A 16,303-nucleotide genomic window follows, 5' to 3' on the forward strand; every position below is an offset into this window, starting at 1 on the left:
ACTAAAAACTAACAGTGGCCCCTATATTGAGGATACGGCTTTGGGGATAATACTGTCCATTGCCGCTGGTGGATTCCGGATCCCAGATCTTCATCTTATCCCAGGTCACCAGGTTCTGCCCGTTGGCAAAAATGCGGACGCTGCTGATGATGTTCCGTACTTTTTCCGGCATGCCGAGGTTGTAACCGATCTCCACATTCTTAAGCCGCAGGTAATCGCTGCTTCTGAGGAAGTAGGTATTGAAGCGGGCAGCGCCCCCTGTATAATAGGTATTGCCCCTGCTGGCGATGCGGGGATCCACACTGCTGGGATTATCGATGGTCCAGCGGTTGTCAAAGGAATATTTCAGGTAGTTGCCAATATCGCCGGATTCTGTGCCAAAGAATAACAATCCGCCAACGGCGCCCTGGAACATAAAGCTGAAGTCGAGATTCTTGTAGCTCAGGCTGCCGTTAAAACCTCCTGTGAAATAAGGGTCACGGGTTTTATCCAGGGCCACCATATCATCGGCGGTGATCTTATTATCGCCGTTGTAATCCTTTATCCGCATATCACCCGGACGGAGGGCGCTTGTCATGGCGCTGTAATCCACTTTATTGGCATCGATCTCCGCCTGGTCTTTAAATACACCGTCGTATTGGTAGGCCACAATAGTAAACCCGTTGGTACCATAGGGTTTACCGGTGGTGCGCTGCCATTCCGGTACACCGGCGGGTTCGCTGGAGTAAAGCACTTTGTTTTTGGCGTATCCGCCGTTAATGCCCAGGGAGTAACTCACTGCGCCGATATCATCCCTCCATCCGATCTTGAATTCACCACCGCGGTTCAGCATTTTCCCCCGGTTCACCGGAGGCAGTTTCCCGGAAATACCACTGGTCTGTGGTACCAGGCCCTGTTCCCGTATCAGCGCCTTATCCCGCATATTGCGGAAATAATCCAGTTCCAGCGTAAGCCGGCTGTTCAGGAAGGCGGCATCCAGACCGATGTTCATATTATTGCCCACTTCCCAGGTAAAGTGCTGGTTGGCCACACGGCTTTCGTAAAGGGTTTGCACCACGGCATCATTGAGCACATAGTTGCTGAAGGGATAAGCGGGAATGAACTGATATTCGGCAAGTACATCCTGAAAGTAAGGCTCTGCCCCCATCTGGCCCCAGGACCCGCGGAGCTTGAGGTTGTTAACAAAGGAAACATTGTTCTTGAAGAAGGGCTCTTCAGATACCCGCCATCCTGCGGTTACACCGGGGAAGAAGCCAAAGCGGTTGTCGGGCGGGAAGATATAGGAACCATCATAGCGCCATAAAAACTCAAACAAGTATTTTTCGCTGTAGTTATAGCCTACCCGGCCGAAATAGCTGAGGCGGGCACGCCGGTAAGAGCCGCCGCCGTTGTTCTTTTCAAGGTCGCCGCCCACATCCAGCACATCCAGCGCATTGGAAAGATAATACCGGCGGTAGGCGCGGAACCCTTCATAGTCCTCTGTTTCGCGCTGCACCCCTGCTAAAAAGTTAAGCGTGTGCGCACCGAATTTTTTATCGTAATTCAACAGCCCCGAAAGGTTGATGTTGAGCGTATTTTCGGTCCATTGGTTCAGGCGGGGATCGGTAAAGGTAGAGCGCAGCTCTCTTGTCAGCTTGGGCGTAACACCGTCGGCCTCATACGAGCTGCGGTCCCAGGAGTACAGGTACCAGGGTGTTTCAAACCGTTTCTGATTTTTTATGTATTTATCAATGGCTGCGGTACCGGTGATCTTCAGTCCATCCACACCGGGGATCAGGATCTCCAGTTTTCCGTTGGTTTGTATATAATCCCGTTTATCGCGGTCGTACCCGGTCTGATTGGTGGCGATCACCACCGGATTTTGCCCGTATTCGATATCCCTGCCCGGTAATCCGTTCGGCCATACTGCCGGCTCATTGGGCTTGCCGCGCATCAGCATCCGGAAGATCTCCCCGGCTGTTTCCGTGGGAAAGAAGCGGTATTCTTCCCGGGCAGCAATACCCATGGTCAGGTTCATATACTGGTTCAGTTTGGCATCAAGGTTCAGCCGCAGGTCGTACTGCTTGTACCCGGTGGCGGAGTTTTTATAATACGCATCCTGGTTCTGATAACCGATGGAGCCCAGGTACCGTATGTTTTCGGATCCGCCGGTCAGCTGGATATTATGCCGCACCTGTGGCGACCAGTTTTTAAACGTGGCTCCGAACCAGTCGGTATTGGGGTGCCCCCAGGGATCGGACCCGTCGCGGTATTTCTGCATATCATCCGGGAAAAAGCCTACGGGTGAGCTTACGGTAGCACCGTTATCCGTACGTTTATAGGTACCCGTGGTGTTGAGGGCATCCCAGGCCGCCTTCCATTGGTCTACCGGCACATTTTCATAAACGGCCAGTTCATTCCGCAGGGTGCCGTATTCCACGGCATCCGACATTTTGGGGATGCGGGTGGGCTGGGCCCAGCCCTGGTTAAAGGTATAGGACAGCAGCGGTTTTCCGCTCTTGCCGCGTTTGGTGGTAACAAGGATTACCCCGTTGGCTGCGCGCGATCCGTAGATGGCCGCAGAAGCATCTTTTAATACGGAGATGCTTTCAATATCATTGGGGTTCAGCCGCTCCATTCCGCCTTCCCGGTCCGGTACCCCGTCAATAACGATGAGGGCGCTGGAGTTACCCAGTGAGTTGGTACCGCGGATGCGGATGGTGGACCCATCGTATCCCGGTTCGCCGCCGGTGTTAATGGCAGTAATGCCCGGAAGCCGGCCGGCCAGCGTGTTGGTGAGGTTTACGGTGGGTGTTTTGGCGAGCTCGGTACCTTTTACATCGGCCACGGCCCCGGTAAGGGTCACTTTCTTTTGTGTACCATAACCCACCACCACCACATCCGTCAGCTGTTCTGTGGAACTGCTTTTCAGCGTGAGGTTGATGGTTGTCTGATCGCCGATGGTAACCTCCTGCTCCTGGTAGCCGACATGGGAGACCACAAGGATACCGCCGGTATCGGGCACTTTGATCTTAAAAACACCCTGCGCATCCGTAACCACTCCGGTGTTGGATCCTTTCAGCAATACGGAGGCGCCGTCAATAGGTAAACCGGTTTCATCGGTGATCTTTCCGGTAATGATTTTTTCCGGTGCAACCATGGCAATGTTCCCTGCATTGCTTTCCCCGGGAAGGATGGCTGCCAGAAAAAAAAGAACAAACGGGAAAAATAAAAACGGGTGCTTTTGAAGGACATGCCTAAAAAACACCGCGCAGCGGACATGGCTGCGCAATTGCTGCAATCTGTACATAGCGTTTCTGGTTTAGAAAAAGTTTACATAAAAAACGGTTGATGGCAAGGACAAGGGCTCCCAATCGTTACTGACTCATCAACGGTTACATTTCTCAATGTCTAAAAAACGAAAAAAGAATGAAATAATTGCAAAAAGCGAAAAATAAATAATTGTTATGTTGACATTAAAAAAAATCTGCGCCGTAACGACGCAGATTTTTTAAACAAAACAGAGTAAAATGAAAATTATTTCTTTTTGGCAAACATCAGCTCTTTTACCTTTTCTTTATCTTCTTTTTCTCTTTTCAGATCGAACATGGTGCCGAATACATGGTCCCAGATCGTACTGCTTACACCAAAACCCTTGTGCTCATCTTTATAATGATGCAGGTGATGGTTCCGCCACAATCCTTTCATCCATTTAAACGGCGGGTTCCAGGCATGGATCGCATAGTGCATGGTGCCGTACATCAGGTAACCCAGCATAAAACCGGGAAAGAACATCAATGCCAGTTTGCCCAGGATCAGGTAAAAAATACCGAGTAGAACCGAGGCGATGATAATACTGGGCACCGGTGGCATAAACAGGCGCTGGCGGTCCCTGGGATAATGATGGTGATTGCCGTGCATCACATAGGCGATCTTTTTTGCCGCAGGATTATCGCCGACCCAGTGAAACACAAAGCGGTGCGCGATGTATTCAAAAAAGCTCCAGAAAAAGATCCCGATAAAAAAAATCAGCAGTACATAACCTACAGTATAGTGGTAGGTTACATGACTATAATACAACATGTACACTATAACAGGAATATACATACCCCAGATCACCAGGGGATGTGTTTTTGTAAGCATCTCCAGGTAATCGTTCTTAAAAAGCCTGGCCTGGCCCTTGTTATGAATTTTATCAAACTGCATGGTACAAAATTACACCAAAAAAAATTGAAACCTTATCCGTCACATTCAATTGACAAATAACGCTGCTGATTTGTTGTATCAGACCGTTAAAATGTTGTTTTTGATCAACGGAGTGGTGACGGAAAGCGAGCAAACAAACAATTGTTCGGATTAATGATAAGTGTGTTTCCAGCGGTTCAGGTCGGGCACTACCTCCCGTTTTTTATGCAGTTCATGCTCATAGATAATATTGCCGGTCTCTCTGAAAAAAGGATAACCCGTTTCTTCATATTCATATTTATTATCATTCAGGATGCCATCGCTGTTCACATAAAGTGTGGCGCTTAACATAAACTCTATGTTGTTTTTAAAATCGACCACGTAGCAGTAGTCCGTAAGAAAACCATAGCTCCATCCTGCCTTGTTGAATACACGGATATACTCCGGGATCTTTTGTTTACCCGCGCGAAAGAAAAAGAATTTGGTATAGCTGTCAAAAAATTCAGAAGTATCATATTTTGGAAAACGGCTTTCAAAAGGCAGCTCTGACATATAGGTATACAGCATCCGGTAATCCTCCTTTGTTAAGTTGAAACGCTGTTTGGCCGCTACAGACTCCGGGAACAAAACGCTGCGTAACAACCGGTGCCCGTCTTCCAGAGGCAGGTTGTTGTGTTCGGTAAAATCCATGGGCGTGTTGATCAGACTGTCGTTCTTATCCCAGTGCCCCCTGCCCACCAGTATCTTTGATGCGGGAAAGCGGAATGACACATCGCTGTAAGCAGCCGGCTGCGTATATATTGTTTTTCCATTGTTCAAAAACCGTATCCGGTTCGTATGGCGGTTCTCCTCAGCGGTCATAGGAACAAAGCGCCGGGTAATGCGGATGTCGCTGAATCCTTTTTTCCAGAGTGTTTCATTGAGCGTTTTCTGCCCCACAAACTCATACAGCCGGTTATAGGCATCATTGTCACTTACCATAAAGATCTTCTTTACATAATGTGCAATGGAGGGCAGCCCGTTTTCTGCGGAGCTATCGCTTAATACAGCGGTTTGCCCGCTGAAGGAGCTGTCGGTTAGCATAGGGGTTGTTGCAGTAACGGTTTTCAGACGGTGCAGTTTTTCCAGCGCGGCAAAAGCCACCGGCATTTTAACCGTGGAAGCCGGGTTGAAATACCGGTTCCGGTCCACGTTCAGGTAATGATCTGTGAACGTGGGCCGTTGCTGTTTGTCTCTTTTTACTTCGGTATAGATCAGCTGGTACTGGTATACATCCGGCTGATCCAGTATCGATTGCAATAAAGGCGACGCACTTTTTTGCAACAGCTCCCGGAGCCAGGGATCATTTTTAACCTGTGCAGAAGTAGTAAGGGTCATAGCAGATAAAAAGCAGGTGAGGATCCGTTTCATTGAGGTAAGATAGGATTTTTGGCGCAGAACAGAATGCCTTCCTTTTTTAGCGGAGGCCTTCCGGAAATGCAGCGGTCATACCATCCCGAATGTTCGGGTATATTCTCTCTGTTTCTCCATTCCTATCCCGTAAATTTGCAGCCAAATTAAAAATAAAAAGTTTGTATATGAAGCAAACCCCTTTTACGAAAAAACACATCGGGCTCGGAGCCAAAATGGCTGAGTTTGCGGGCTATAATATGCCCATCAGTTACTCCGGCATCAATGAAGAGCACCAGACCGTCCGGAAAAATGCCGGCGTTTTTGACGTCAGCCATATGGGCGAATTCATGTTAAAAGGCCCCGGGGCATTGGCACTCATTCAGCGGGTAACCACCAATGATGCCTCCAAACTGAAAGACAACCAGGCGCAATACAGCTGTTTTACCAATGAGCAGGGCGGCATTGTTGACGACCTGATCATTTATTGTATTGAGGCCGGAAAGGTATACATGATCGTGGTAAATGCGGCGAATATAGAAAAGGACTGGAACTGGCTGAGCCGTCACAATACCGACGGGGTGGAAATGCACAATATTTCAGAAAAGACCTGCCTGCTGGCCATCCAGGGGCCCAATGCCACCGCATTATTGCAGCCGTTAACGGATATCGATATTCTCAATTTAAAATATTACACCTTTCAGAAAGGAACATTTGCAGGGGTCGACAACGTGCTGATCAGTGCCACGGGCTATACCGGTGCCGGAGGGGTGGAGATCTATTTTGAAGATAAGGACGGAGCTGCCGATCAGATATGGGATGCTATTTTTGCCCAGGGCGGTCCGAAGGGGCTGAAACCGATCGGCCTGGCCGCGCGCGATACCTTACGCCTGGAAATGGGCTATTGCCTTTACGGGAATGATCTGAATGATATCACCACTCCGCTGGAAGCGGGTCTGGGCTGGATCACAAAATTCACCAAAGAATTTACGGCAGGCGATCTGCTGAAGCAGCAAAAAGAGGCCGGCGTAACACAGAAGCTGGTGGGATTTGAGCTGCTGGACAAGGGCATACCCCGCAACGGATACGAGATCTGTGATGAAAACGGAGCGGTGATCGGTACCGTTACTTCGGGCACCCAATCGCCGTCGCTGGGAAAGGCCATCGGACTGGGATACGTGAAATCTGCCTTTGCCGCCTTTGAAACACCTGTATTCATTAAGGTGCGCGATAAATTATTAAAAGCAAAAGTGGTGAAGCTGCCTTTTGCCTGATCTTGTTAAATCCTGGTTCACCAGCCGGCGTACCAGGATTTTTTATTATTTTACTTTTATCAGATGAGTGATCAACCTACCCTGTATACTTCGCTTTCGCCTGCGCTGGTTCATCTTTACGACCTGCGTGATGCTGTTGTTGTTGTGATTGATGTTTTCAGAGCTACCTCTACTATTGCCGCTGCCCTCTATAACGGCGCCCGGTATGTGGTTCCGGTGGATTCCGTACCCAAAGCCATTGAGATCAGTGAGGAGCTGGGTGGTATTGCGGCCGGTGAACGGGACGGGAAACTGGCCGACGGGCTCCGTCATGGCAACTCGCCCATGGAATATAAAAGGGAATTTATTGAAGATAAAATACTGGTGCTGACCACCACCAACGGTACCCGCCTGTTATATATGGCGCTGGAGCAGGGCGCCGGCAATATCATTACGGGCTCCTTTCCCAATCTTTCCTCTGTATGCCGCTATGTAACAGCACAAAATAAGAACGTGGTGCTGGCCTGCGCCGGCTGGAAGGACAAGTTCAACCTGGAGGATACGCTGTTCGCAGGGGCAGTGATCAGCCAGGTGAAACATCATTTTTCGATCCACTGCGACAGTTCACTGATGGCCGAATATATGTATCAGCAAAACCGGAACGACCTGCTGGGGTTTTCCAGAAACCTGACCCACTACCACCGGCTGGTAGACCGGTTCGGTTATATTGATGATATTGCCTTCTGTTTACAGGAAAACAGCGCCGATGTTTTGCCGCTTTATGACGACGGAAAGCTCATCCGGCAGGGCAACCTATAAAGATACGTTTTTTTTGTTGAACAGGCGCATAATAAATTTTCCTAAAATCTTGTACAAATAGTAGGAAAAGCGGATAAGATTCTTTTATTTTTGCCGATTGTCCTTTTTGTAGCCCCGTGTTGAATAAACAGGGCCGGCTCCTCTTTTCTAAGGACAATAAAGGGACAACAGGGATTATTAACAAAGCATAATAACAGCGGTTTGGCATTACCACATTTATTAAAACACGTTTACACCTTTGGAACCGATGAAGTGATCCGCAGGGGTAAAAAAACATTTGCACTGGGATTTGTAGAGCTGATCGAATATGACAAGCTTACGGGAAGTATCTTCTTCCGGGTAAAGGATGATACCTACAGTACCTTTTATAAGGTGCACATCCAAAAGTTCAACGATCCCAAGAACCTCTCGCTGAAATGCAACTGCCCCTATAACCTGGGAGAGGTCTGCAAACACGAAGTGGCAGCGCTTTTCCAGCTGCAGGAGCTGATCGACAAGGGGCAGCTGGAAGATGAGGAAATGTATTACGACCAGCGCCATACGGTGGTAAAGATCCGCAACCTTGATGTGCGTTCCATCCGGCACCTGTGCGCACCGGAAGTATTTAACGAAGCGGAAAAATTTTTGCAGAAGAAGAAAGCAAAGATCGTTCATGCACAGGATGAAACGGTACGCGCCGTGGTAACGCTGGACGGAAAAGAATACAAGGTGGCCATTAAAAAAAATGAAGAACGCAACTTTGATACCAGCTGTGATTATGAGGATACCGATCATCCGCTTTGTTTGCCCAAAGTGATCGTATTTCTGCAGCTGATCAAACAACATGGCCCTTTTTATTTTGATACGATCCGCAACAGGGACGTGGAAAAAAATAAATTGCTGGAAGCCTACGGCTATTCACTGAATGACGACCTGAAGGGCAAATTTGAATTTGTGTTTAAGGACGGCAAACCTTTCCTGCGGGTACTGGATCCGAAGATCAAACGGATCCACACACTTACGCCCGGTGAAAGGCCCGCGGCATCCGCCGTAAAGCAGCTGCAGCAGGCAACCGAAAAAGAAGATACCGTTGCGGTTGAAGAGCAAACCGCCAGGAAGCTGGGTATCGTATTCGATTTTAATAAAGCCGCCTACCCTTATTTCCAGGTGCACATTGTATCGGGGGAAGTGAATGAAAATGGTTCCGGTTTTGTCGGAAAAGCGGAAGCGCTGGATATTACCCATTTTATTGATACGGTCGATTTTAATGAGGAGGATATCAGCGTGCTGAACTCTGTACGGAAATTACAGGACGTCGAGATCAGCAAATATGTGAACCGCAACACGCCGTTCAACGACATGTGGGGGCAGGAAGAGCCGGCCACTACCGTAAATAATGAAACCCGGCAGCTCGTTAATGAGTACATGCTGCCCCGTTTAAGAAAACTGCTGGCCGATGCAGGCGAAGAGGCGCTGGCCTTTATGCTGCCCAAAGGAAAGTCGTTTGTTACGGAAAATATTGAACAGATCGATATTTTCACTGAGCCCGCTGCCATCGAATTCTTTGTGGACAAAGAGAACGATGAGCAGTTCAGCTGCGACTGCCTGGTCCGCCTGCGTGGTATGGTGCATGGCGTAGAGCAGAATGAAAGTCCCTGCCCGCTGTTGTTTTTGTACAACCATCAGCTGTTCCTTTTTAACAATGCGGAAAGTATCGGGCTGATCGAACGGTTTTTGCCCAACGGGAAGATGATCATTTCACAGTCGGAATGGCCCGAGACCCTGCACGAATTCATATTACCCCTGGCACGGGAATACAAGGTGGATTTTGATGCCTCCATGCTGCATGTGCTGAAGAACATCGTGCCGGAGGCAAAGCTGCTGCTGATCGAAAAGGGCGATCACCTTATTTTCAAACCACAGTTCTCCTATAAAGGATACGAAACCGACCTGCTGGGCAAAGAGATCTTCCTGATCCCCGAAGGCGACAAGATCCTGTCCATACACCGCAACAAAGAAAAGGAGGCCGCGTTTGTAGACCGCCTCAAGAATCTGCACTCCAACCTGGTAATGAATGAGGAGAACGGAACACTGGCCTTAAAAGGCTCGGAGATCCTAAAGGACAACTGGTTCTTTTTATTCGTGGATGCGATGAAGGAAATGCAGGTTCCTGTGTTTGGGTATGATGCATTGCGGAATTTCCGCTTCAATACGGCCAAGCCACAGACAAAGATCTTTATCTCCAGCAATACCGACTGGTTTGATGCAAAGGTGGATATCGTTTTCGGCGATCAGCAGGTATCCATTGCCGATGTAAAAAGAGCGCTTGCCAATAAGCAGATGTACGTACAGCTGGGCGATGGCACCCTGGGGGTATTACCCGAAGAATGGCTGAAAAAATATGCCCTGCTTTTCCGGGTAGGGGAAGGTGCCAACCAGAACCTGAAACTTTCCAAATACCATAAAAGCGTGGTGGATGAGCTCTTTGAGCTGAAGAATGAGGAAGAGCTGGTATTTGAACTGGAAGAGAAATACAACCGGCTGCGGGATTTTGAAAAGATCCATGAAATTGAGCCGCCGACACATTTGCTGCCCATACTCAGGCCCTACCAGATGGCTGGGTTCCAGTGGATCAATTATCTGAGGAATGTGAACTGGGGCGGGATCCTGGCGGATGACATGGGTTTGGGTAAAACCGTTCAGGCGCTGTCGTATTTAGAGCATTACAAATCGGAAAATCCGGATGCACGTATCCTGGTGATCTGTCCTACCACGCTGATCTATAACTGGGAAAATGAGATCAAGAAGTTTACGCCGTCCCTTACCTACCGCATTCATCACGGCCCGTCGCGCACGCGTAATTCCGATGATATCCTGCGGCAGGATGTTACCATTACCACTTATGGCACCTTGCGCAGCGATATTAAATTATTTGTAAGCGTTCCGTTCGACTATGCCGTGCTGGATGAGAGTCAGGCTATCAAGAACCCCGCCAGCAAGGTAACCAAGGCGGCTTATCTCATCAATGCCAAATACCGGCTTTGTATGAGTGGTACACCATTGCAGAACAATACATTTGATATCTATGCGCAGATGAACTTCCTCAATCCGGGGATGCTGGGAAGCATTGAGTTCTTCCGCCAGGAATTTGCCATTCCGATCGACAAGCTGGGAGAGGCTGATCGTAAAGAGCATTTGAGAAAACTATTGTATCCCTTTATCCTGCGCAGGACCAAAGAGCAGGTGGCCAAGGATCTTCCGGAAAAGCAGGAGATGATCCTGTGGTGCGAAATGGAAAGCGAGCAGCGCTCGATCTATGATGCGTACCGGAATGACTACCGCGATAAGATCCTTGGTAATATTGAAACGCAGGGGATCGGGCGCTCGCAGATGACCATCCTGCAGGGATTGATGAAGCTGCGGCAGATCTGTGATTCCCCGGCCATACTGAACGAAGATGAAACGTTTGAAAACCATTCGATAAAAATTGAAGAACTGGTGCGGGAGATCACAGAAAACATGAGCGACCACAAGGCGCTGATCTTCTCCCAGTTCCTGGGCATGCTGGGACTGATCCGGCAAAAGCTGGATGACCTGGGCATCAAGTATGAATATTTTGACGGAAGCACTTCGGCACCCGATCGTGAAAAAGCTATCCAGAGTTTCCAGAGGAACGACGAAGTACGGGTATTCCTGATCTCCTTAAAGGCCGGTGGCGTGGGGCTGAACCTTACGGCAGCAGACTATGTATATATCGTGGATCCCTGGTGGAACCCTGCCGTGGAGCAGCAGGCCATCGACCGTACGCACCGTATCGGGCAGACGAAGAGTATTTTTGCTTACCGCATGATCTGTAAGGATACTATTGAGGATAAGATCCTGAAACTCCAGGAAAAGAAAAAAGCGCTGGCAAAAGACCTGATCTCGGATGAGACCGGATTTGTAAAATCACTTACCAGGGAAGATGTGGAATATTTGTTCAGTTAACAGGAAAGAACAGGATGCGATCCTCCTTACTTCCTTTTTTTCTGCCTGCGATCGGTCACATCTGCAAATAATTAAAATATGAAATTCAGAAGATCCATATTATTATTCATCGTCGGCGTTATCCTTGTTGCCTATTTTACCAAGCCTTCGAAAGACCGGTTTATGGAAACGGTCCGGCAGACTGCTGGCAACGGACAGCCTCCGGTTATAGAGTACCAGGACAAATTTTTATACGCCGCGGTTACCGCGACCTATGTGGATATCAGTAATCCCATCCGGGAAAACAACCGGGTAGTGGCTCCGGCGCGCAAGGAAACCTATATCGGTGTTTTCGGGCGCTACTGGAAGCAGAACCAGTAATTTTATTTCCGGTGGAGCTGCCGGTAATGCATGGGGGAAAGATCAAACTTTTTCTTAAAGATCCTGGAAAAATAAAAGAGCGTCTCAAAACCCGTCTGGTAGGCGATTTCCCGGACGGGCAGGCTGGTGGCGCGTAATAGTTCGCAGGCCTTACCCAGCCGCAGTTCCAGGTGGTATTGATTGGGGGAGATGCCGGTGGCCGCTTTAAAATCCTTCCGGAATTTGGAATAACTTACAGTAAGCTGCTGCGCCACTTCCGTCATGTGCACATCGCTTTCCAGCGCTTCCTGCAACAGGAATTTTGCTTTGGATATATATTGCAGGGCGTCGCTGGTATTTTCCTGCTTGTAAACCGATGCGTTGTACACCAGGGAGATGATCTGCAGCACGATACCGGCAATCAACTGGTGGTAGCCCGGTGCGGCATTCCTGATGGTATCGATCAGTCCGTGAAAAGCCATCAGCAGTTCTTCATTCAATCCTACATGGATCACCGGGTTCTTTTTGCTGAAGAAGCCGGATCGCATCAGCCGCTGCGGATAATAGCCGTTAAACCCGATCCAGTACTCTTCCCATCCTATTTTCGCCGACGGTTTGTAGCGGTGCCAGGTGCCGGGAAACAGCAGGAAGCAGCTGCCTTCCTGGATGGTGCTGGCCTGCTGATGGGCCGTTTCAAAAACGCCGCTGCCCTTCGATATAAATACGATATAATAGTCATTCAGGATCCGTCCTTTATTCCAGGTAAAGCGATGGGTGGTCGGATGCTCCCTGCTTACAGGATAAGGCTGGTGTTCGCGGATCTTGGTGTAACCAACGGTGGTAACATAAAGTCCCCAGTTATCCTCAATGGAAGTTTTCGCGAGGTATTTATGAAAATTCTTCACAGATTAAATTTACATTAAATATCAAAAAGTGCAAATTAAAAGCGGAATTGTGTATCTGTATCTGAAGTAGGATAACGTAAATTTGGGATAGTTATTATAGAAAAATGTAAGGACCTTCAGCCAGGGTCCGGACAGGAACGGTTGCTCTACGAACAATAAATAACGATCAGACAGTGTTTCAATAAACCGTAAAACGGAACAGGGATAAGGTATTCCGTAGCAGCAGCTACTGCTGCCGGAAGGGGGATTTATTTTTTGATAAGGTCAGAAAATGTAAATTTAGTACCCGGGCTGGTTCTGCCAGAAAAGTCCGGTTTGCTTTATTCAATAATTAAACAGGCCAATTATGACGATGCACAAACTGCTAAAAAAAACGCAGCTGTTAACATACAGCATGCCGTTCCTGCTCCTGCTGTTCTTTCATGGATTTGTAAAGGCACAGGGCAACGAGTCTTCCATCCGCGGAACGGTGACCCTGAGCCGCTCCGGCGATGACCTTACTGGTACCTCTGTGAATGTAAAAGGAAAAATAGAGGCGACCACAACCGATGCCAAAGGCAATTTTACACTGAAAGCCCGTATTCCCGTAACGCTGATCGTATCGCGGGTGGGTTATGGCACCCTGGAGGTACCCGTTGCCTCCAATGAACCCGTATCGGTATTGCTTACAGAAGGCAGCAATAACATGAACGAGGTGGTGGTGGTAAGCTATGGTACCCGGCTGGCGAAGGACATCACCAGTGCCGTGACCACTTTCAATGCCGCAAAGGCAAAAGACGTTCCTGCCGCAGAATTCGGCCAGCGGCTGCAGGGCCGCGTGGCGGGGGTGCAGATCAATATGGCGAATGGCCGCCCGGGCCAGGGTATCGACATGCGCATCCGGGGTGCGGCATCATTAAGTTCGGGTTATCAGCCGTTGATCGTGGTGGACGGCCAGCCGCTATCCGGCAGCAATACCCGTTCCGGAGACATGAACGTGGTTAACCCGGATGATATTGAAACCTTTACGGTATTAAAAGATGCTGCTGCTGCTGCATTGTATGGCTCCAGGGCTGCCAACGGGGTGATCATCATCACCACGAAACAGGCAAAATCCGGACGTACCAACATATCGTTGGATACCTATTATGGCTGGCAAAAAGTACCCCAGAAAGGAAGACCGGATATGATGAACGCGCGGGAGTTTGCCACCTATATGAAAGAGTATTATGAAGATAAGGCCACATATGAAAGCTACACAGACGGTGTACCTGCAGAATACGCAAACCCGGATCAATACGGGGAGGGCACGAACTGGTATAACGCATTGTTGCGAACAGCCCCTATGCAAAGTATTTCGGTAAACCTTTCTTCCGGTACAGATAAGGTCTCCTCTTCTTCTACATTATCCTATTTTAACCAGGACGGGGTATTGCTGAATACGAATATGAAACGCTATGCGTTCCGTAGTAACAATGAATACCGGCCTTGGGATGGTGTAAAAATCGGACTGAACCTGTCGCCCTCTTATCAAACAGATCACAACACCCGGAACTATACGGATGGCAACCGGCAGATCCTGGCGAATGCAACGGCCGCTTCTCCCCTGATTCCCGTTCGTGCTGCTGATGGCTCCTACAATGTGGGAGTAAGCTCATTTGGAATGCTGAATTTAAATAACCCGGTACAGCAGCTGGAACTGGCGCAATCGGATTATAAAACATTCCGGTTATTAGGAAATGCCTATGCAGATATCGCCATTTTAAAGAATCTGCATTTTAAGTCAACCATCAATACCGATATATCGGCCTTTGAAGGAGATCTTTATCAAGGCACTATGTATGGCATCGGACTGAGTGCACCCAAGCTGCCCCGATCGCCATCCAGTTCTGCGGCTTCTCACAGCTCATACAACTATACTTCGTGGCTTAATGAAAATACGCTTACCTATAATTTAAAAATAAAAGACCACAGCTTTGATGCGATGGCTGGGTACAGCGGGCAGAAGTGGAGACGCAATTACAGAAGCATCAACGGATCTAATTTTGCAGGCGATGTGATCCCATGGATCTCCGGGGCTGCTGTTACCAACGGTTCTACAAACACAGAAGCGTGGAGCACGGCCTCTTTTTTCGGGCGCCTGAACTATGATTTTAGAGGTAAGTATCTATTAACCGGAACCTTCCGGAATGATGGTGCTTCCAGGTTTGGGGAAAATAAAAAATACGGTCAATTCCCTTCCGTGTCTGCCGGCTGGATCGTGAGTGAGGAAGGTTTTTTCCCTAAAACCGGTGCCATTAACTTTTTAAAACTGAGAGGGAGCTATGGACGGACAGGGAATTTTAATATTCCAAACTACCAACAGGTTTCTAATGTAACGGCTACGAACTATGTTTTTGGGGGAACGCTTACACCCGGCTTTTCCATTACGATACTTGGTAACCCGGATTTGACCTGGGAAGTATCTACACAAACAGACATAGGCACCGATATCAACTTTTTCGATAACCGCATTGTGTTCTCTTATGATTATTACAATAAGCTGACCACAGCAATGCTTTATCCGATTTCTCTTCCTTACGAATCGGGGTACGCTAATATAACGGCAAACGTAGGAAAATTCCGGATATGGGGACATGAGTTCCAGATAAGCTCCCGCAACCTGACCGGTGCGCTGGAATGGAATACTGATGTGAATCTTTCGCTGAATAACAACAAGGTTGTGGAGCTGCCTCCCAACACGCCTTTTGTGGGAGGGGGGGCTACATACTCTGGTTATAACAGATCCATTGTCGGCCACCACATCGGAGAGTTTTACGGCTATGTTTTTGATGGCGTATACAAAACGCAGGCAGAAGCCGATCAGCAGCCCAAACATTCCACTTCTATGGTTGGCTCGGCGCGGATGAAGGATGTGGATGAAAATGGCGTGATCACGGCAGATGACCGTACATTAATAGGCAATCCAAGCCCGACTTACATCTATGGCATTACCAATACCTTTCGGTATAAGGATTTTGATTTTGCCATAGTGGGCTATGGCCAGGGAGGCAACCAGGTACTGAATGCCAACCGTGCGGACTGGACCAACCTGGATGGCATTATGAATGTTGCTTCTGATATGAAAAACAGGTGGCGCTCGGAATCCAATCCGGGCAATGGGCTGGTGCCCCGTACAAGATCGGGCACTACCGAACTGTACCGGCTGGCCAATTCCTCCTGGGTGGAAGATGGTGATTTCTTTACCATTAAAAATATAACACTGGGTTATACGCTTCGCCCCAATGCGATCAAGTATATAAGATCTGCCCGCCTTTATGTCAGCGTTCAACAGGCGTTTGTCTTCACAAAGTATTCAGGAATGAATCCCGAAGCGAATGCCACAAGGGATGATGCGGTAGGCACATATGGACAGGATCTGAGCACTTTCCCTATTCCAAGGACATTCATGATCGGAGCCAACTTTAATTTTTAAGCCTTAAAGAGATT

9 protein-coding genes are annotated in these 16,303 nt (G+C 48.5%); 5 read left to right on the forward strand and 4 right to left on the reverse strand.

All coding sequences use genetic code 11. The features are described from left to right. Position 1: 1 nt before the first annotated feature. From K7B07_RS11385 to K7B07_RS11395, 3 genes are all read right to left on the reverse strand, one after another. A complete protein-coding gene (locus K7B07_RS11385; protein WP_223709710.1) occupies positions 2 to 3,289 on the reverse strand; it encodes a SusC/RagA family TonB-linked outer membrane protein in 3,288 nt (1,095 codons plus the stop codon). 227 nt (positions 3,290 to 3,516) lie between these two features. Next, entirely contained in the window at positions 3,517 to 4,185 is a 669-nt protein-coding gene (locus K7B07_RS11390) for a sterol desaturase family protein (RefSeq protein ID WP_223709712.1), read from the reverse strand. A gap of 150 nt (positions 4,186 to 4,335) precedes the next feature. Further along, a complete protein-coding gene (locus K7B07_RS11395; protein ID WP_223709714.1) occupies positions 4,336 to 5,574 on the reverse strand; it encodes a serine hydrolase in 1,239 nt (412 codons plus the stop codon). A gap of 167 nt (positions 5,575 to 5,741) precedes the next feature. On the opposite strand from K7B07_RS11395, the gene gcvT reads away from it, so the two are divergent. From gcvT to K7B07_RS11415, 4 genes are all read left to right on the forward strand, one after another. Further along, positions 5,742 to 6,827, forward strand: a complete 1,086-nt coding sequence (gene gcvT, locus K7B07_RS11400; RefSeq protein ID WP_223709715.1) for a glycine cleavage system aminomethyltransferase GcvT — start codon at positions 5,742 to 5,744, stop codon at positions 6,825 to 6,827. A 63-nt stretch (positions 6,828 to 6,890) separates the two neighbouring features. Beyond that, positions 6,891 to 7,625 carry a 2-phosphosulfolactate phosphatase gene (locus K7B07_RS11405; RefSeq protein ID WP_223709717.1) on the forward strand — a complete coding sequence of 245 codons (735 nt, stop codon included), beginning with the start codon at positions 6,891 to 6,893 and terminating at the stop codon, positions 7,623 to 7,625. A gap of 201 nt (positions 7,626 to 7,826) precedes the next feature. Further along, entirely contained in the window at positions 7,827 to 11,591 is a 3,765-nt protein-coding gene (locus tag K7B07_RS11410; protein WP_223709719.1) for a DEAD/DEAH box helicase, read from the forward strand. Positions 11,592 to 11,669: 78 nt separating this feature from the next. After that, positions 11,670 to 11,951 carry a hypothetical protein gene (locus K7B07_RS11415; RefSeq protein WP_223709720.1) on the forward strand — a complete coding sequence of 94 codons (282 nt, stop codon included), beginning with the start codon at positions 11,670 to 11,672 and terminating at the stop codon, positions 11,949 to 11,951. 2 nt (positions 11,952 to 11,953) lie between these two features. On the opposite strand, the gene K7B07_RS27795 is transcribed toward K7B07_RS11415, so the two are convergent. After that, entirely contained in the window at positions 11,954 to 12,835 is an 882-nt protein-coding gene (locus K7B07_RS27795) for an AraC family transcriptional regulator (RefSeq protein ID WP_223709721.1), read from the reverse strand. A gap of 346 nt (positions 12,836 to 13,181) precedes the next feature. On the opposite strand from K7B07_RS27795, the gene K7B07_RS11425 reads away from it, so the two are divergent. Continuing rightward, positions 13,182 to 16,289, forward strand: coding sequence for a SusC/RagA family TonB-linked outer membrane protein (locus tag K7B07_RS11425; RefSeq protein ID WP_223709722.1), 3,108 nt, complete (start codon positions 13,182 to 13,184; stop codon positions 16,287 to 16,289). Positions 16,290 to 16,303: the final 14 nt, after the last annotated feature.

Source organism: Niabella beijingensis, from assembly GCF_020034665.1.
GTDB lineage: Bacteria > Bacteroidota > Bacteroidia > Chitinophagales > Chitinophagaceae > Niabella > Niabella beijingensis.